We start from the raw sequence: 13,081 nt of genomic DNA, 5'->3' as shown, positions 1-13,081 counted from the left end.
ACTCCAAAAATCAGAACAGGTTGCCGGCGTTCATCGCCAGATGTTCGACGATCGGGCCGAGCGCGAGCGCCGGGAAGAAGGTCAGGCCACCCATGATCAGGATGACGCCGACGACGAGGCCGACGAACAGGGCGCCGGTTGTCGGGAACGTGCCCATGGACGGCGGGATCGACTTCTTCTCCGCAAGCGATCCCGCGATCGCCATGGCCGGGACGATCATGAAGAAGCGGCCGACGAACATCGCGCTTGCCAGCGTCAGGTTGTAGAAGAACGTATTGCCGGTGAGCCCGGCGAAAGCCGAGCCGTTGTTGCCGGCCGCCGATGTGAAGGCGTAGAGCACTTCGGTGAAGCCGTGCGGTCCAGCATTTGCCATGGAGGCGACTGCCGCCGGATAGACCACGCCGACGGCGGTCCAGCCGAGGATCATCAGCGGCAGCACCAGGATGGCCAGCATCGCCATCTTGACCTCGCGCGCCTCGATCTTCTTGCCGACATATTCCGGGGTGCGGCCAACCATCAGTCCTGCGACGAAGATCGCGAGAATGACGAACAGCAGCATGCCGTACATGCCGGCGCCGACGCCACCGACGATGATTTCGCCGAGCTCGATGTTGATCAGCGGGATCATGCCGCCGAGGGCGGTAAAACTGTCATGCATCGCATTGACCGCGCCGCACGAGGCGGCGGTGGTGACGATCGCGAACAGCGAGGAGGCGACAATACCGAAGCGGACTTCCTTGCCTTCCATGTTGCCGCCGGTCAGACCCAGCGCATGGAGCGTCGAGGTGCCGTTCGCCTCCGCCCAATAGGTGATGGCGACGCCGGCCAGAAACAGCACGCCCATCACGGAGAGGATCGCCCAGCCCTGGCGCTGGTTGCCGACCATGCGGCCGAACACGTTGGTGAGCGCGGCGCCGAGCGCGAAGATCGAGAGCATCTGCACGAAGTTCGACAGCGCGGTCGGATTCTCGAAGGGGTGCGCGGCGTTGGCGTTGAAGAAACCGCCGCCATTGGTGCCGAGCATCTTGATCGCGACCTGCGAGGCGACCGGCCCGACCGCGATGGTCTGCTTGGCGCTTTCGAGCGTCGTCGCCTCGATATACGGCCCGAGCGTCTGCGGCATGCCCTGCCAGACCAGGAACAGCGCATAGACGACGCAGATCGGCAGCAGCACGTAGAGCGTACACCTGACGACGTCGACCCAGAAATTGCCGACCGTGCGCATCGAGGCGCGCGAGAAGCCGCGGATCAGGGCCATCGCCAGCGCGATGCCGGTCGCGGCCGACAGGAAGTTCTGGTGCGTCAGGCCGAGCATTTGCACGAGATAGGACAGCGTGCTCTCGCCGCCGTAGTTCTGCCAGTTGGTGTTGGTGATGAAGGAGACCGCGGTGTTGAAGGAGAGATCCTCGGCGACAGCGCCCTGCCCGGCCGGATTGAAGGGCAGCACGGCCTGAAGCCGCATCACGCCGTAGATGATGAGAAAGCCGCCAACATGGAACAGCAACATGGCGACCGTGTAGGTCAGCCAATGCTGCTCGCGCTTCTCGTCGACGCCCGATACCCAGTAAATTCCGACCTCGATCGGACGCAACACCGGCGACAGGAACGTCCGCTCGCCGTTGAACACGCGCGTCATGTGCCAGCCGAGCGGCTTGGTCAGTGCAACGATAATGGCGCAAAACAGAATGATCTGGAGCCAACCGATCACAGTCATGGAACTAACCCTTCAGGCATGGTGCCGGCACAACAGCGGCAGGAGCACCGTCAGCAGACAGGCGACGAGCACGGCGTCGGCCAGCAGCAATTCGACGAGCAGCAGCACGGCTCAGAACCGCTCGGGCCGCAGCAGCGCATAGGTGAGATAGACCAGGAGGCCGAAGGAGACGGCGCCGGCGAGGGCATAATCAAAGATCATGATCCGCTCCCTCACAGCCGTTCGCAGGCGTAAGTGTAGCCGATCGCGAGGGCGAAGAAGACGAAGCCCAGCGCCAGCATCAGAATGTCCATCATGACGATACTCCTCAATACGAGACGATATCCGGCGAGCCCGTCTCAGGCCGGCGGGCGGCTTTGCTGGGAGCGAATGCAATGCATGCCGGCCGGAAACTTCACCGCGCTGAGGTGCCACCGCGCACATAGGTTTTCGAGATGAGGCCTACGGCGACGTTATAGGAATCTCATAAAGGCGAGCGGGCTGGGGCTCGCCCAACTTTGCGCCGTCGTCCCGGCGAAGGCCGGGACCCATAACCCCAGGAAGTAGTTGCGCCCCGAAGCCGGTAATCAAGAGTCTTCGCCGAACCACCTTGTGTGGCTATGGGTCCCGGCCTTCGCCGGGACGACAGCGGAGAATGTGAGCGACCGAGCCTTCCACGAGCGCACGCCCTCCCCCGCACTTATGAAATCCCTATATCTCTCGCCCGATCCTCATCTCGCTTTCAAATGCCCTCCCGGCCATCTTGGCAATGCCGGCCGACTGACCGACGCCAATTCCAGGAGGCCTGATATGACCGCCGCCCTCCGACGCCTTGACCCGCCTTCCCTCAGCCAGCGGCTTCGCGCGGCACCGGCGATGACACGGCCGCTGATGCTCGACATCATCGAGCACGCCTGCCGGCGCGTCTCCTCGCTTGGGCAAAGCGAACGCACCACACGCATCATGCGCCTGATCGACGTCGAGGCCTGGGCCGATGCGGCACTGGCGCTGGTGCAGCTTGAGCTGCCGCTGTGGCAGGTCCGCCGCATCGCCTATGACGACGGCGAGTGGCATTGCGCGCTGTCGCGCGAGCGTGAGCTGCCGGACTGGCTGGACGCCGCGGTCGAGGCGCGCCATGCCGACCTCGCGCTCGCGCTGTTGTCGGCCTTCCTCGAGGTCCGGGCTTTGGTCGCGGACGTGCCGCGACCAAGCGTTCCTTCGGTTCGTCCTGCGCCGGATCCGCTTTACGAGCAACTCGTCTGCGACAATTTCGGCTAGGGCAGCCTGGCGGATCGATGCCGTGTCGCAAGCTCCGGACATGCCGCGCACGCTGAACCCGTCGCGCGTGATCGCACGTTTCGCGGTCCGCCTCGCACTGCTCGTTGGCTTTGCCGCATTCGGCAGCGTCGGCTTCGGCCGGAGCCTCGCCGTCCTGCTCTGGATGTCGATCATCCTGTGCGCGCTCGCTGGCCTCGTCAGGCGCGAGCCGCTGTTCGGAGCCGCGCTCAATCATTGGGACGAAGGCGTCGCGTTCGGCGCGCTGTTCGCGCTGGTCCGCATCGTCAACGATGCGGCCTGAACGTCCGGCTTTATGATCTTCCTATGAGATCGCCGCGCCCCCGCCCTCGAAATCATATTCGCGACTGAGGATATTGAGGGCGCCGGCAAGGACGTACGTCCCGCGCCGGCACCGTTCAGAAGGAATATCCCCGTGAAACTCAAATACGCATTGAGCGTGCTTGGCCTGATGTCCGCCGATACACGGCTTCCGATCGTGCCGCCGGACGCGGCCGCGCAGAGAGAGGTGGTACGCGCGTTCGCCGCGATCGCCGACGAGGAATTGATCGACAGCGTCAGGGCATAGATCTGCGCGCTTATGAGATTCCTATACAGAAGCCTCGGCGTTCATCTCGCAATCCTACACATCGCTGATGATCATGAGAGAGAGATCGGAGCGGCCAATTCACCGCACCACGGACAAGGACTTTCAAATGTCGATGCTGACACATGGATTTGAACGGCCTCTTGGCTGGGCAGAGAACACCATGCGGCTATCGCCGTTCCGCGAGGCCCAGCTCAAGCGCGTCGCGCTCCGCGCGCTGACCCTGCTCACGATGGGCAGCGTGCTCACCGCGCTGATTGCGCTCAGGACCGCAATCTATGTCTGGCATCTCCACGCCTGAGCGGGGCCACCATCATGACCTTGCAGCCCTTCAAGGGAAATCTCGAGCAGGCGGTCACCGTAACCGTCCTGACCATGACGCTGAGCATGGTCTGGGGCGCCATCCTGACGATCGTGATCACGCTCGTCGCGCGCGGGCTGGGGGTCTAATCCTCACTTATGCTCCTGGCTTGCGCACGATCCACCAGCCGTCGAATGTCACCGCGAAGAGCTGCCTGCGCCAGCCGGCCATGGACGCCATGCGCATGGCGATCGACCGCGAACTGACCATGGCTGCCTAGGAGGCGAGCAACCGGGCGCGCAGCGCGGTCGCTGTGCCCGGTTGAGGCGGCATATCCCGCGGAAAAGACCCGACCGATCTGGCGCAATTTCACGGAACCGTGTAGAGCGGTTTCATGAGCACAAGCAGCGTCAACGTCGTCGCCCACCCCCTGGTCCAGCACAAGCTCTCCTTGATGCGGGAGAAGGACCGCTCGACCAAGAGCTTTCGCGAGATCCTGAACGAGATCGGGATGCTGCTCGGCTACGAGGTGACGCGCGACCTGCCGCTGGAGCTGGTGGAGATCGAAACGCCGATCGCACCGATGCAGGCGCCGAAGATCGCGGGCAAGAAGCTCACGCTGGCGCCGATCCTGCGCGCGGGCGTCGGCTTCCTCGACGGCATGCTGGCGCTGATGCCCTCGGCGCGCATCGCCCATATCGGGCTCTACCGCGACCCCGAGACATTGCAGGCCGTGGAATATTACTTCAAGGCGCCGCAGGACCTGTCCGATCGCACCGTGATCCTGATGGATCCGATGCTGGCCACCGGCAATTCGGCCTGCGCCGGCGCCTCGCTGCTCAAGGCGCGCGGCGCCCGCGACATCCGCTTCGTCTGCCTTTTGGCCGCGCCCGAGGGCATCGCGAAGTTCCAGAGCGAGCATCCCGACGTCCCGGTCTGGACCGCCGCGATCGACGAACGGCTCAACGACCACGGCTACATCGTGCCGGGCCTGGGCGATGCCGGCGACCGGATGTTCGGCACCAAGTAGACAGCTTCGCGCGATCGGGTTACTCCGATTGCCATGCTGACCGACAGATTTTCGCTGCAATCGCTGATCCGGACCGAGACCGCCAGTCCCGCCTTCGTGTTCGACGGCACGCCGGTTTCGTGCGCGGAGTTATCAGGAAGGATCGAGCAGACCGCCGCCTGGCTCGCCGCGCAGGGCATCGGCAGAGGCGACGTCGTCGCGGCCTGGCTGGTCAACCGGATCGAATGGCTCGCACTGCTGTTCGCCGCGGCCCGCCTGGGCGCGGTCGTCGCCGCCGTCAATACGCGCTATCGCAGCGCGGAAGTCGCGCATCTGCTGCGCGTGTCCGGTGCCAAGCTGATGGTGGTCGAAGCCGCGTTCCGCTCGATCGACTTTGCCGCCATCCTCGCCGATATCGCCAAGGACGAGGTGCCCGCACTGCGACAGCTCGCGGTGGTCGGCGCGGATGCCATCCCGGCGCACTGGCCTTGTGTGCGGTTCGATGCCTTCGAGCGGCCCTATCCGCCCGCCCCGCCGGCTCAGGACGACATCGACCTGCCGGTCCTGCTCTACACGACATCGGGCACGACCAAGGGCCCGAAGCTCGTCGCGCATTCGCAGCGGACGCTGGCAACGCACGCCGCTTCCGTTGCCAAGGCACTCAAGCTCGATCCACAGCGCCACTCGCTGCTCGCGATGCTGCCGTTCTGCGGCACGTTTGGCATGACGAGCCTGCTCGGTTTCATCGCAGCGGGCGCGACCATCCATGTACTCGACGCCTTCGAAGCGGCGCCGGCGGCGAAGATCCTCAGCGCGTGCAGGATCACGCACTCATTCGGCTCGGACGAGATGTTCCGCCGCATCCTTGCGCTCACCGATGCACCACGTCCGTTTCCGCATCTCGAAATCTGCGGCTTCGCCGCATTCCAGCCCGGCTGGCGCGAGCTGGCCGCGGAGGCCGAGGCGCGCGGCATGTCGCTGTTCGGCCTCTACGGTTCGAGCGAGGTGCAGGCGCTGTTCTCGATCGGCCGCGGCAGCGATGCCTTCGCCGATCGCATCGAAGGCGGCGGCTGGCCGATGTCGGCGGACGCGAAAGTCCGCGTCCGCAATGTCGAGACCGGCGAGCTTGCGGACAGCGGCGTTTCCGGCGAGATCGAGATCAGCGCGCCATCGCGCTTCCTCGGCTACTTCAACAATCCCGAGGCGACGCGCGAAGCGATCACCGCCGACGGGTTCTTCCGCACCGGCGACATCGGCCACCTGCGCGGCGATGGTTCCTTCGTCTACGAGACCCGCGCGGGCGATGCGATGCGGCTCGGCGGCTTCCTGGTCGCGCCCGGAGAAATCGAAGACGAGCTCAAGTCGTACGTCGGTGTCGCTGACGCTCAGGTGGTCGCGGTCGATCTGAAGGGCCAGGCGCGCTGCGTCGCCTTCGTGATTCCGGCTGGAGAGCCACCGCGACAGGACGCGCTGACTGCCCATCTGCGCGAGCGGCTCGCCGGCTACAAGGTGCCGGCGCGGATCTATGTCGTGGACGCCTTTCCCGTCACCGACAGTGCCAATGGCGTCAAGATCCAGCGCGCCAGGCTTCGTGCCATGGCGATGGAACGGATCGCCGCCGAATAGGCCGACCTATTTCAAATAGCTCGCGAGATTGAGGCTGAGGATCTTGGCGAGTGCCGAATAGGATGCGGTGAGCTGGGCCTGGTAAGTCGAAAGCTGTGCCGTGATGGCGGCCACGTCGACGCCGGTAAGGTCGTTCGACAGCGTCTCTGCATAGCTCTTGTAGTCGCTCTGGCGGGCGCTCGCGCTCTCGATCGACGACGCCGCGCTGGACAGCTTTGCCTGCACGGCCGCGGTGTCGTCGAGCGCCGTGCCGGCGAGATCGAGCGCGCTGGCAATATCCGAAGACGACAGCGAGGTGCTGTTGGCGACGAACTTCAGCACCCGCATCACCTCCTCGAACGCCGCATTGTCGGCGGTTACGCCGTACGACACCGTCTCATCCGAGGCGACGCGGACCGCGGCGATCTCGTCATCGCCGTAATAATAGCTGGTGTCCGCCATGGTGGTGGAGCCGGTCCCGGACGAAAAGCTCGTGAGATCGACCGGCGCCGTATCGGTCTTGCCGCCGGCGAACACATACTGACCGTCATATTGCGTGTTCATGAGCGAGCCCATCTGCTCCAGCATCTGCTGGGCGGTCGTGATCACCGAATTCGTCTCGGTCGAGCTGCCGGTCGAGGCTGCGCTGAGCTGGGAGCGGAGCTGCGTGAGGATGTCGGTCATCGAGCCCACGGCCGAATACATCACCTGGACCTTGCTGTCGGCCAGCGTCGCGGCATCGATATAGGATTGCGCGCGTGTCACCGAGACCTGGAGATTGACGATATGCTGCGCGTCCGCGCCGTAGCCGCCGAAATCGGTCGAGACGACGCCCGACGATTCCTGGATCTGCTTGTTGGCCATGACCGTCTCGACGCGCATCGCATCGGCGATCATCTTGTTCGACTGCGCGAAGGTCGCAACCCGCATCGCAACCATGGCCCTTCCCCCTTACGTCGACTGCACGGCGGTGAGCAGCGCCGAGTACATCGAGTTGATCGCCTGGATCAGCGCGGATGCCGCAGAATATTTATTCTGGAGCGTGCTGAGCTTGGCGGATTCCTCGTCGAGGTTGACGCCCGACTGCGACGCCAGCGAGCTCGCATAGGTCGACTGCGCGGTCTCCTTGGCGGTGTAGCTCGTCGACGCCTGGGACGCTTTGCTTGCGACATCGGCCACGATGGCCGAGGCGTAGTCGGCCAGAGAGCCGGTGGTGGCGGCAAGCCCACCGGTGGAGGCAAGTGTCCGGGAGTCCGTCAATGCGTCGTAGAAGGCATTGACCACGGTGGCCGACCCCGACGACAGCACGGAGCTGCCGACCGTCAGGCTCGATGACGAATCCAGCGTCGCGAGCTGAAGCTCGTTGGTGCCCGACAGGATCTTGCTGTTGACCGCGATATCCGCCGCGCTCGTTCCGGTCACGAGATCGTTGAGGCCGAAATACTCCGAAAATCCCTCACCCGAGCTTCCCATTGAGCTCGTCATCTCGTTGATGGCGACACCATTGCCCGACCCGGTCGCCGTGATCGAGAGATGGCCGTCGGAATCGACCGAGGCGGATAATCCGGAAATGCTGTTGATGGCCGTGACGAGATCGCCGACTGTGGAATAGGACGACAAATCGAGATCGCCATAGGAGATCAGATTGCCGCTCTGGTCGGTGACGCCAATGCGCACCGTTCCGGTGGCAGAGAGCGCCGTAGAGCTGGTGACAGCGGTCGTGCCGGTGAGGCTCGTCGGCGCCGGCACCGACGAAGCGCCGTTCGAGACGCTGTTCATCGCCGAGGCAAGCTGCTGTGCGAGCTGGTCGAGCTGGGACTGCGCCGCCGGCAGGGTCGTGTCGCGAAGCGTGATGAGCGCGCCGATATCGCCGCCTGATATCTGGGAGGTGATGTCGACCCCGTTCACCGTGATCGCGCTGAAGCCGCTCGACGACGAGCCGGCGGTGTAGGTCGTCGATGCCGTCACGTTGGCCGCAGCGGTATAGCTGATCGTGTGCGCGGACGAATCGACCAGCGCCTGGCCCGAATTGGTGTAGATCTGGAGATCGCCGTTCGACGCCGTGAAATAGCTGATGTTCATCTTCGAGGCGAGATCCTGGAGCGCGGTGTTGCGCTGGTCCTCCAGGTCCGCGGTCGATTGGCCAGCCGCCGCCGTCTGCTTGATCTGGGCATTCAGATCCGCGATCTGCCCCAGGTCCGCGTTGACGTCGTCGATCGCAGACGCAATGTCCTGGTCGGCATCGGCGCGGAGCTTCTGGATACCGCTCGATGTTTCCCGCAACTGGCTCGCGACGTCGTCGAGCGCGCTGACGACATTGGATTGCAGCGAGGCGCTGCTCGGCGTACTCGCCAGTGACGACAGCGCCGATTCGAGCGAGGCAATGCTGTTAGCGAGCGAGGTCCCGGTCGACGAATCGTCGGCGCTGCTGGTCGAGCCATAGAGCTTCTGCAGCGAGGTCAGATAGGTGTTGGCCGTGTCGGCCGAGCCGAGCTCGGAGGTCGCAGCGATCAGCGACTTCAGCAGCAGCTTGTCGACCGTCGAGGTGATGCCGGTCACCGTGACGCCGGTGCCGACACCGTTGGTGACGCTGCTCGACTGGTTCGCGGTCTTTCGGGTGTAGCCCGTCGTGTCGGCATTCGAGATGTTCGACGACGTCACGCTGATCTGCACGGACGTCGACGACAGCCCGCTGAAGGCGATCGATCGTGCGATATCGAGTGACACGGCGGCTTCCTCGGCTCGTCAGGCGCTGCGGCAGGTGCCGCTGGAGACCGCGCGCGCGGCGACACGGCCCGAGGCCCCGTAGGGCGACACCGTCGCGATCTGCTCGCGGATCGCCTGCATGACCGCTTCGATCCGGCGGTTGCTGGCCTCGATCGCCGCGCGCAGGCGCACCAGATTCTCGTCCATCGCCGCACGCAGCTTCAGGATCCGCTCCATCAGCTGCTCGCGCAGGATCCGGTCCCCCACGTTCAGGCTGGTCGTGCCCGCCGCGCATTCGGCAACGGTCCGTTCGAAGATCTCCGCCAGCTGGTTCTTCTCGTCAACCTGCTTCAGGCGCGAGGCCGGCAGGCCCTTGGCAAGCTCGGCATTCTCCTCCACGACCAGCACAGTCAGCGCATCGATGAGCACGATCAGCGACTTGATCCGTGCGTCGCCGCTCGCAGCGTTCGTCCTCGCTTGGCTCTTGGCTTGAGCTACACTCATGATCATTGCCTTCTTCTAGTTGTGCCGTTTGCCGCGATGGACTTGCGAGTTGCGCAGATACGTGCCGATCGCGGTCGCCCTGATCGTGGCCCGCCTCATCTCGCCCTCGATCTCCGCGCACTCCTTCAACAGGCCGCGGCGGGTCGTCTCGAAATCGTCGAGCAGCGCGAGCAATTGCTTGCGGTCGCGGCCTGTGACGGTTGCGGCGCGGCCGACCAGCCGCCGCAACCGGCGCAGCAGCGCTTCGCCCGCCTCGCTTGCCTTTTCACCGGGCATCGCTCACCTCATCGCCGAGATCAGGGTGTCGTACATCTTATTGACGGTGGAGATGACCTGGGACGCGGCGGAATAGGCCTGCTGCGCCGAGATCATGCTTGAGAACTGGCTGGAGGTGTCGGTGGTCGAGGATTCCAGCTCGCTGCCGTAGATCGTGCCCGCACCGTTCTCGCCGGAGGCCTGCAAGGCGGCGTTGCCCGACGTCACCGTCGCCGAGTAGATGCCGTCGCTGGAAGCCGCGAGCCCGTTGGGATCGGCGAAGGTCGCCACCGCGATCTTGTAGATCGCAATGGTCTGGCCGTTGGAATAGGTGGCGTCGACCACGCCGTCCTTGCCGATCGAGATGCTGGATAGTTTTCCGTAGGACAGGCCGTCCGAATCGATGCTGGTGACGTTGACCGAGGGCGTGGTCTCGCCGGAGGCGTATTGCGTCAGACCATCGGTGCCCCCGGCGGTGCCGAGGTCCATCGTGATGGTGCTGTCGGCCGCACCGTCGGTCCAGCCCGTGATCGACACGGTGGCCGGGTCCGGGCTGGTGCTGGCGAGCGAGCCGTCGCTGTTGAAGGTGATGTCGATCGTGCCCGAGGCTGTGCCCGTGCCGGTCGTGGTGTCCGAGGCCGACGTTGGATTGGCGAAGCTCGCGCTCCAGGCGTTGGTCCCGGTCTTGGTCCAGGTGATCTGCATCGTGTTCGCTGCACCGAGCGAATCGTAGACCGTCATCGAGCTGGTATAGGTGTCGCCGGTGGCAGCGTCCGACGGCAGGTTCGCCGCGATCGTGGTCTTGGTGGTGGCGCTGCCACTGGTCGAGGCGACCTGGGTGTTGATGGCCTCGAGATTGCTCGCCGATTCGCTGCCGACGACGTTGCCGTCGGCATCGGTGCGCCACCCCTCGAGATAATAGCCGTTGTTCTCGAGATAGCCCGCATTGTTGATCGTGAAGGCGCCGTTACGCGTATAGGCGACGGTGCCGCCGGTGGTGGCATTGGTCACCACGAAGAATCCGGACCCCTGGATCGCAACGTCGGTGGCATTGGAGGTCGCAGCCAGCAGGCCCTGCTGGGTGATGTTGGCGCGGCCCGAGACGGTGACGCCGCCCGAGGCGTAGGAGGTCGTATTGCTGGACGCGGTCACGAGCGCGTCGAACATCGCCGACGTGGTCTTGTAACCGGTCGTATCGGAGTTGGCGATGTTGTCGCTGATCATCGACAGGGACTGGCTCTGGGCGCTGAGCGCCGAGATCGCCGAGAACAATGCACCGGTGAGACTCATGATGAAACTCCGAGGAAATCAGGATGTCAGATCAGGACGTGACGCCGAGGATGTTGGCGGCGCTGACGGCGACACCGTTCACCGTGAGCGAGGGCGTGGAGGTCGAGGTGTCGATGCCGGTCACCGTGCCGGTGACGGTCGTGTAGTTGAGCACCGAGTTGCCGGCGGAATCTGTCGCCGTCACCGAGATCGTGTACTGGCCGCCATCGGAGAGCTGATTGCCGCTGGAATCCTTGCCGTCCCAGGTGAAGCTGTTCGAGCCGGCATTTCCCGTTCCGGTGCCGGTGTAGACGACATTGCCGGAAGAGTCCGAGATGCTGATCGACACGTTGGAGGCCGCCGAGGACAGCGAGTAGCCGAAGGTCGCCGAGCCGTTGCTCAGGGTCGACGTGTCGGTCTTCGCTTCGACGGTGTGGCCGATGTAGTTCACCGAGTTGAGCGTCACGAGGCTCGAGAACGAACTCGCCAGCGACGACATGTTGGAGTTGATCGACTGCTGCTGAGTGAAATTGGCGTAGGAGGTGAGCTGATTGATGAAGTCGGTGGTCGACGTCGCGTTCAGCGGATCCTGGTTCTGAAGCTCACTGACGAGCAGGCTGAGGAAGTCGCTGGAGGTCAGCGTCGAACTGGACGATGTGCTCGACGACGACGTCGTCGTGGTGGCTGTCGAGACGGAGCTCGTCGCGGAAACGGTCATCGGTCACTCCGGTTCTCGTGCGGCCGGCGGTGACGATGTCGGCGGGCGGCACGTGAAATCTGTGTGCTGATGAAACGCGTGGGCGCGTGGATTCAGGCGCGGATTCGCCCGCGCAAAAACCGCTTTTGACACGGCAAAATCTGCCGTACGCGCGTTTAGAAGTGCGATGATGTCAGGTTGATTTAGCGGCGCGCTGCCGCTGCGCTCCCTCTCCCCGCCTGCGGGGAAAGGTGAAAGAGACACAATTTGTCAGAAAGAGCCGCTCAGCTCTCCGCCGTCTCGCCTTCGGTGCGCGGCTCGGCGGTATCATCCTTCATTTTCGCTGCCGCAGCGACGATGCGGCCGGCAAGGCCTTTGGGCGCGCGGACCGGAGGTGCGGCGAGCGCATGGCGCAAGGCGCGCGCTTGTTCCAGCAGCGCTTGCGCGGTGGCCGATTGCGTCAGCAGCTCTTCGGCGGGCAAACGCCGGTCATCGGGCCAGAGCGAGAGATCCTCGCCCAGCCGATCGATCAGTTCCTCAAACTCGGTGACGTCCATCGCCCGCCGATTCCGCTTCGGTCAGGCCCGTCATAAAGCATTGCCGGCATGCCGAAAACCGGATTTCGGCGGACTGAAGCGCAAAAGCGTCCGCAGCACCACGGAAACCGGCCGGAATGGAAGGCCGGGACGATTCCCCTTCCCTCTGGATCGGGAAGCCGAGGCCTAGCCCGTGCGGACCGAACCCGTGGGCGCAGCCTTGCCGCCCCGCACGGTCGCATCGACGGACTCCCAAGCCTCGCGCAACTCGGTCAATGCGGCGACGATCCGCTGAAAAGCTTGTCGGGCGTGCGGCCGGCCGTAGGCCTTCAGGCTCGCCAGGATGAGCGCGTTGTAGGTCTGGAACAGCCGCTCGGCGACCGCCCCGCCCTTGGCGAAATCGAGATTGTGGCTGAGGCCGCGGAGGATCGCGGTTGCCTTCATCAGGTGTTCGTGCCCTTCCTCGAAGCGGCGCGCCTCCTGGGCGGCGAGCGCCTTCTGAAGGAAGGTGATCGCGCCGCCGAGCAGCATCGACACCGCCTTGAGCGCCGGTACGGTGGTTGCCGTGCCCCGATAGGCCTGGTTGGCCATGTACGCGGTTGGATTATGCATCATCAATTCACT

General features: G+C 64.5%; 17 protein-coding genes. 7 read left to right on the top strand and 10 right to left on the bottom strand.

What is annotated here, in order from left to right; translation table 11 throughout:
- Positions 1-10: 10 nt before the first annotated feature.
- Positions 11-1,714, bottom strand: a complete 1,704-nt coding sequence (gene kdpA, locus AAE027_RS29220; RefSeq protein ID WP_370989409.1) for a potassium-transporting ATPase subunit KdpA — start codon at positions 1,712-1,714, stop codon at positions 11-13.
- A 111-nt stretch (positions 1,715-1,825) separates the two neighbouring features.
- Positions 1,826-1,915: a K(+)-transporting ATPase subunit F gene (locus AAE027_RS29215; RefSeq protein ID WP_018641117.1), complete on the bottom strand. Its 90-nt coding sequence runs from the start codon at positions 1,913-1,915 to the stop codon at positions 1,826-1,828.
- A gap of 588 nt (positions 1,916-2,503) precedes the next feature.
- Here AAE027_RS29215 and AAE027_RS29210 point away from each other — a divergent pair.
- From AAE027_RS29210 to AAE027_RS29180, 7 genes are all read left to right on the top strand, one after another.
- Positions 2,504-2,971 (top strand): hypothetical protein, encoded by a 468-nt coding sequence (locus AAE027_RS29210; protein WP_370989407.1) that lies wholly within the window; start codon positions 2,504-2,506, stop codon positions 2,969-2,971.
- A gap of 22 nt (positions 2,972-2,993) precedes the next feature.
- Positions 2,994-3,272, top strand: a complete 279-nt coding sequence (locus AAE027_RS29205; protein WP_370989405.1) for a hypothetical protein — start codon at positions 2,994-2,996, stop codon at positions 3,270-3,272.
- 132 nt (positions 3,273-3,404) lie between these two features.
- Positions 3,405-3,557: a hypothetical protein gene (locus tag AAE027_RS29200; protein WP_370989403.1), complete on the top strand. Its 153-nt coding sequence runs from the start codon at positions 3,405-3,407 to the stop codon at positions 3,555-3,557.
- Positions 3,558-3,684: 127 nt separating this feature from the next.
- Positions 3,685-3,876 (top strand): hypothetical protein, encoded by a 192-nt coding sequence (locus AAE027_RS29195; RefSeq protein ID WP_370989402.1) that lies wholly within the window; start codon positions 3,685-3,687, stop codon positions 3,874-3,876.
- Positions 3,877-3,890: 14 nt separating this feature from the next.
- Positions 3,891-4,025, top strand: coding sequence for a hypothetical protein (locus AAE027_RS29190; protein ID WP_370989401.1), 135 nt, complete (start codon positions 3,891-3,893; stop codon positions 4,023-4,025).
- 245 nt (positions 4,026-4,270) lie between these two features.
- Positions 4,271-4,906: a uracil phosphoribosyltransferase gene (gene upp / locus AAE027_RS29185; protein ID WP_370989400.1), complete on the top strand. Its 636-nt coding sequence runs from the start codon at positions 4,271-4,273 to the stop codon at positions 4,904-4,906.
- A gap of 33 nt (positions 4,907-4,939) precedes the next feature.
- Positions 4,940-6,511: an AMP-binding protein gene (locus AAE027_RS29180; RefSeq protein ID WP_370989399.1), complete on the top strand. Its 1,572-nt coding sequence runs from the start codon at positions 4,940-4,942 to the stop codon at positions 6,509-6,511.
- Between the two features lie 6 nt (positions 6,512-6,517).
- Here AAE027_RS29180 and AAE027_RS29175 read toward each other — a convergent pair whose 3' ends face one another.
- The 8 genes from AAE027_RS29175 to AAE027_RS29140 form a co-directional block, all read right to left on the bottom strand.
- Entirely contained in the window at positions 6,518-7,429 is a 912-nt protein-coding gene (locus tag AAE027_RS29175) for a flagellin (protein ID WP_370989398.1), read from the bottom strand.
- Positions 7,430-7,441: 12 nt separating this feature from the next.
- A complete protein-coding gene (flgK, locus tag AAE027_RS29170; RefSeq protein ID WP_370989397.1) occupies positions 7,442-9,217 on the bottom strand; it encodes a flagellar hook-associated protein FlgK in 1,776 nt (591 codons plus the stop codon).
- Positions 9,218-9,235: 18 nt separating this feature from the next.
- The gene (locus tag AAE027_RS29165) at positions 9,236-9,706 is read right to left on the bottom strand and encodes a flagellar protein FlgN (protein WP_370989396.1); all 471 of its coding nucleotides are present in this window, start codon (positions 9,704-9,706) and stop codon (positions 9,236-9,238) included.
- 9 nt (positions 9,707-9,715) lie between these two features.
- Positions 9,716-9,976 (bottom strand): hypothetical protein, encoded by a 261-nt coding sequence (locus AAE027_RS29160; RefSeq protein WP_370989395.1) that lies wholly within the window; start codon positions 9,974-9,976, stop codon positions 9,716-9,718.
- A gap of 3 nt (positions 9,977-9,979) precedes the next feature.
- A complete protein-coding gene (flgE, locus tag AAE027_RS29155) occupies positions 9,980-11,245 on the bottom strand; it encodes a flagellar hook protein FlgE (protein WP_370989394.1) in 1,266 nt (421 codons plus the stop codon).
- Between the two features lie 31 nt (positions 11,246-11,276).
- Positions 11,277-11,942: a flagellar hook assembly protein FlgD gene (locus AAE027_RS29150; protein ID WP_370989392.1), complete on the bottom strand. Its 666-nt coding sequence runs from the start codon at positions 11,940-11,942 to the stop codon at positions 11,277-11,279.
- A gap of 263 nt (positions 11,943-12,205) precedes the next feature.
- A complete protein-coding gene (locus AAE027_RS29145; protein ID WP_370989391.1) occupies positions 12,206-12,478 on the bottom strand; it encodes a hypothetical protein in 273 nt (90 codons plus the stop codon).
- A 165-nt stretch (positions 12,479-12,643) separates the two neighbouring features.
- Positions 12,644-13,072: a flagellar export chaperone FliS gene (locus AAE027_RS29140; protein WP_370989389.1), complete on the bottom strand. Its 429-nt coding sequence runs from the start codon at positions 13,070-13,072 to the stop codon at positions 12,644-12,646.
- Positions 13,073-13,081 lie beyond the last annotated feature (9 nt).

Source organism: Bradyrhizobium sp. DN3, from assembly GCF_041357655.1.
Classification (GTDB): domain Bacteria; phylum Pseudomonadota; class Alphaproteobacteria; order Rhizobiales; family Xanthobacteraceae; genus Bradyrhizobium.
This window is presented reverse-complemented; position numbering and strand designations above follow the sequence as displayed.

Bases quoted from the DNA above. Each gene is read 5' to 3' on its own strand.
- kdpA (WP_370989409.1), bottom strand. From the start codon at position 1,714: ATGACTGTGATCGGTTGGCTCCAGATCATTCTGTTTTGCGCCATTATC.
- AAE027_RS29215 (WP_018641117.1), bottom strand. From the start codon at position 1,915: ATGATCTTTGATTATGCCCTCGCCGGCGCCGTCTCCTTCGGCCTCCTG.
- AAE027_RS29210 (WP_370989407.1), top strand. From the start codon at position 2,504: ATGACCGCCGCCCTCCGACGCCTTGACCCGCCTTCCCTCAGCCAGCGG.
- AAE027_RS29195 (WP_370989402.1), top strand. From the start codon at position 3,685: ATGTCGATGCTGACACATGGATTTGAACGGCCTCTTGGCTGGGCAGAG.
- AAE027_RS29190 (WP_370989401.1), top strand. From the start codon at position 3,891: ATGACCTTGCAGCCCTTCAAGGGAAATCTCGAGCAGGCGGTCACCGTA.
- upp (WP_370989400.1), top strand. From the start codon at position 4,271: ATGAGCACAAGCAGCGTCAACGTCGTCGCCCACCCCCTGGTCCAGCAC.
- AAE027_RS29180 (WP_370989399.1), top strand. From the start codon at position 4,940: ATGCTGACCGACAGATTTTCGCTGCAATCGCTGATCCGGACCGAGACC.
- AAE027_RS29175 (WP_370989398.1), bottom strand. From the start codon at position 7,429: ATGGTTGCGATGCGGGTTGCGACCTTCGCGCAGTCGAACAAGATGATC.
- AAE027_RS29165 (WP_370989396.1), bottom strand. From the start codon at position 9,706: ATGATCATGAGTGTAGCTCAAGCCAAGAGCCAAGCGAGGACGAACGCT.
- AAE027_RS29160 (WP_370989395.1), bottom strand. From the start codon at position 9,976: ATGCCCGGTGAAAAGGCAAGCGAGGCGGGCGAAGCGCTGCTGCGCCGG.
- flgE (WP_370989394.1), bottom strand. From the start codon at position 11,245: ATGAGTCTCACCGGTGCATTGTTCTCGGCGATCTCGGCGCTCAGCGCC.
- AAE027_RS29150 (WP_370989392.1), bottom strand. From the start codon at position 11,942: ATGACCGTTTCCGCGACGAGCTCCGTCTCGACAGCCACCACGACGACG.
- AAE027_RS29145 (WP_370989391.1), bottom strand. From the start codon at position 12,478: ATGGACGTCACCGAGTTTGAGGAACTGATCGATCGGCTGGGCGAGGAT.
- AAE027_RS29140 (WP_370989389.1), bottom strand. From the start codon at position 13,072: ATGATGCATAATCCAACCGCGTACATGGCCAACCAGGCCTATCGGGGC.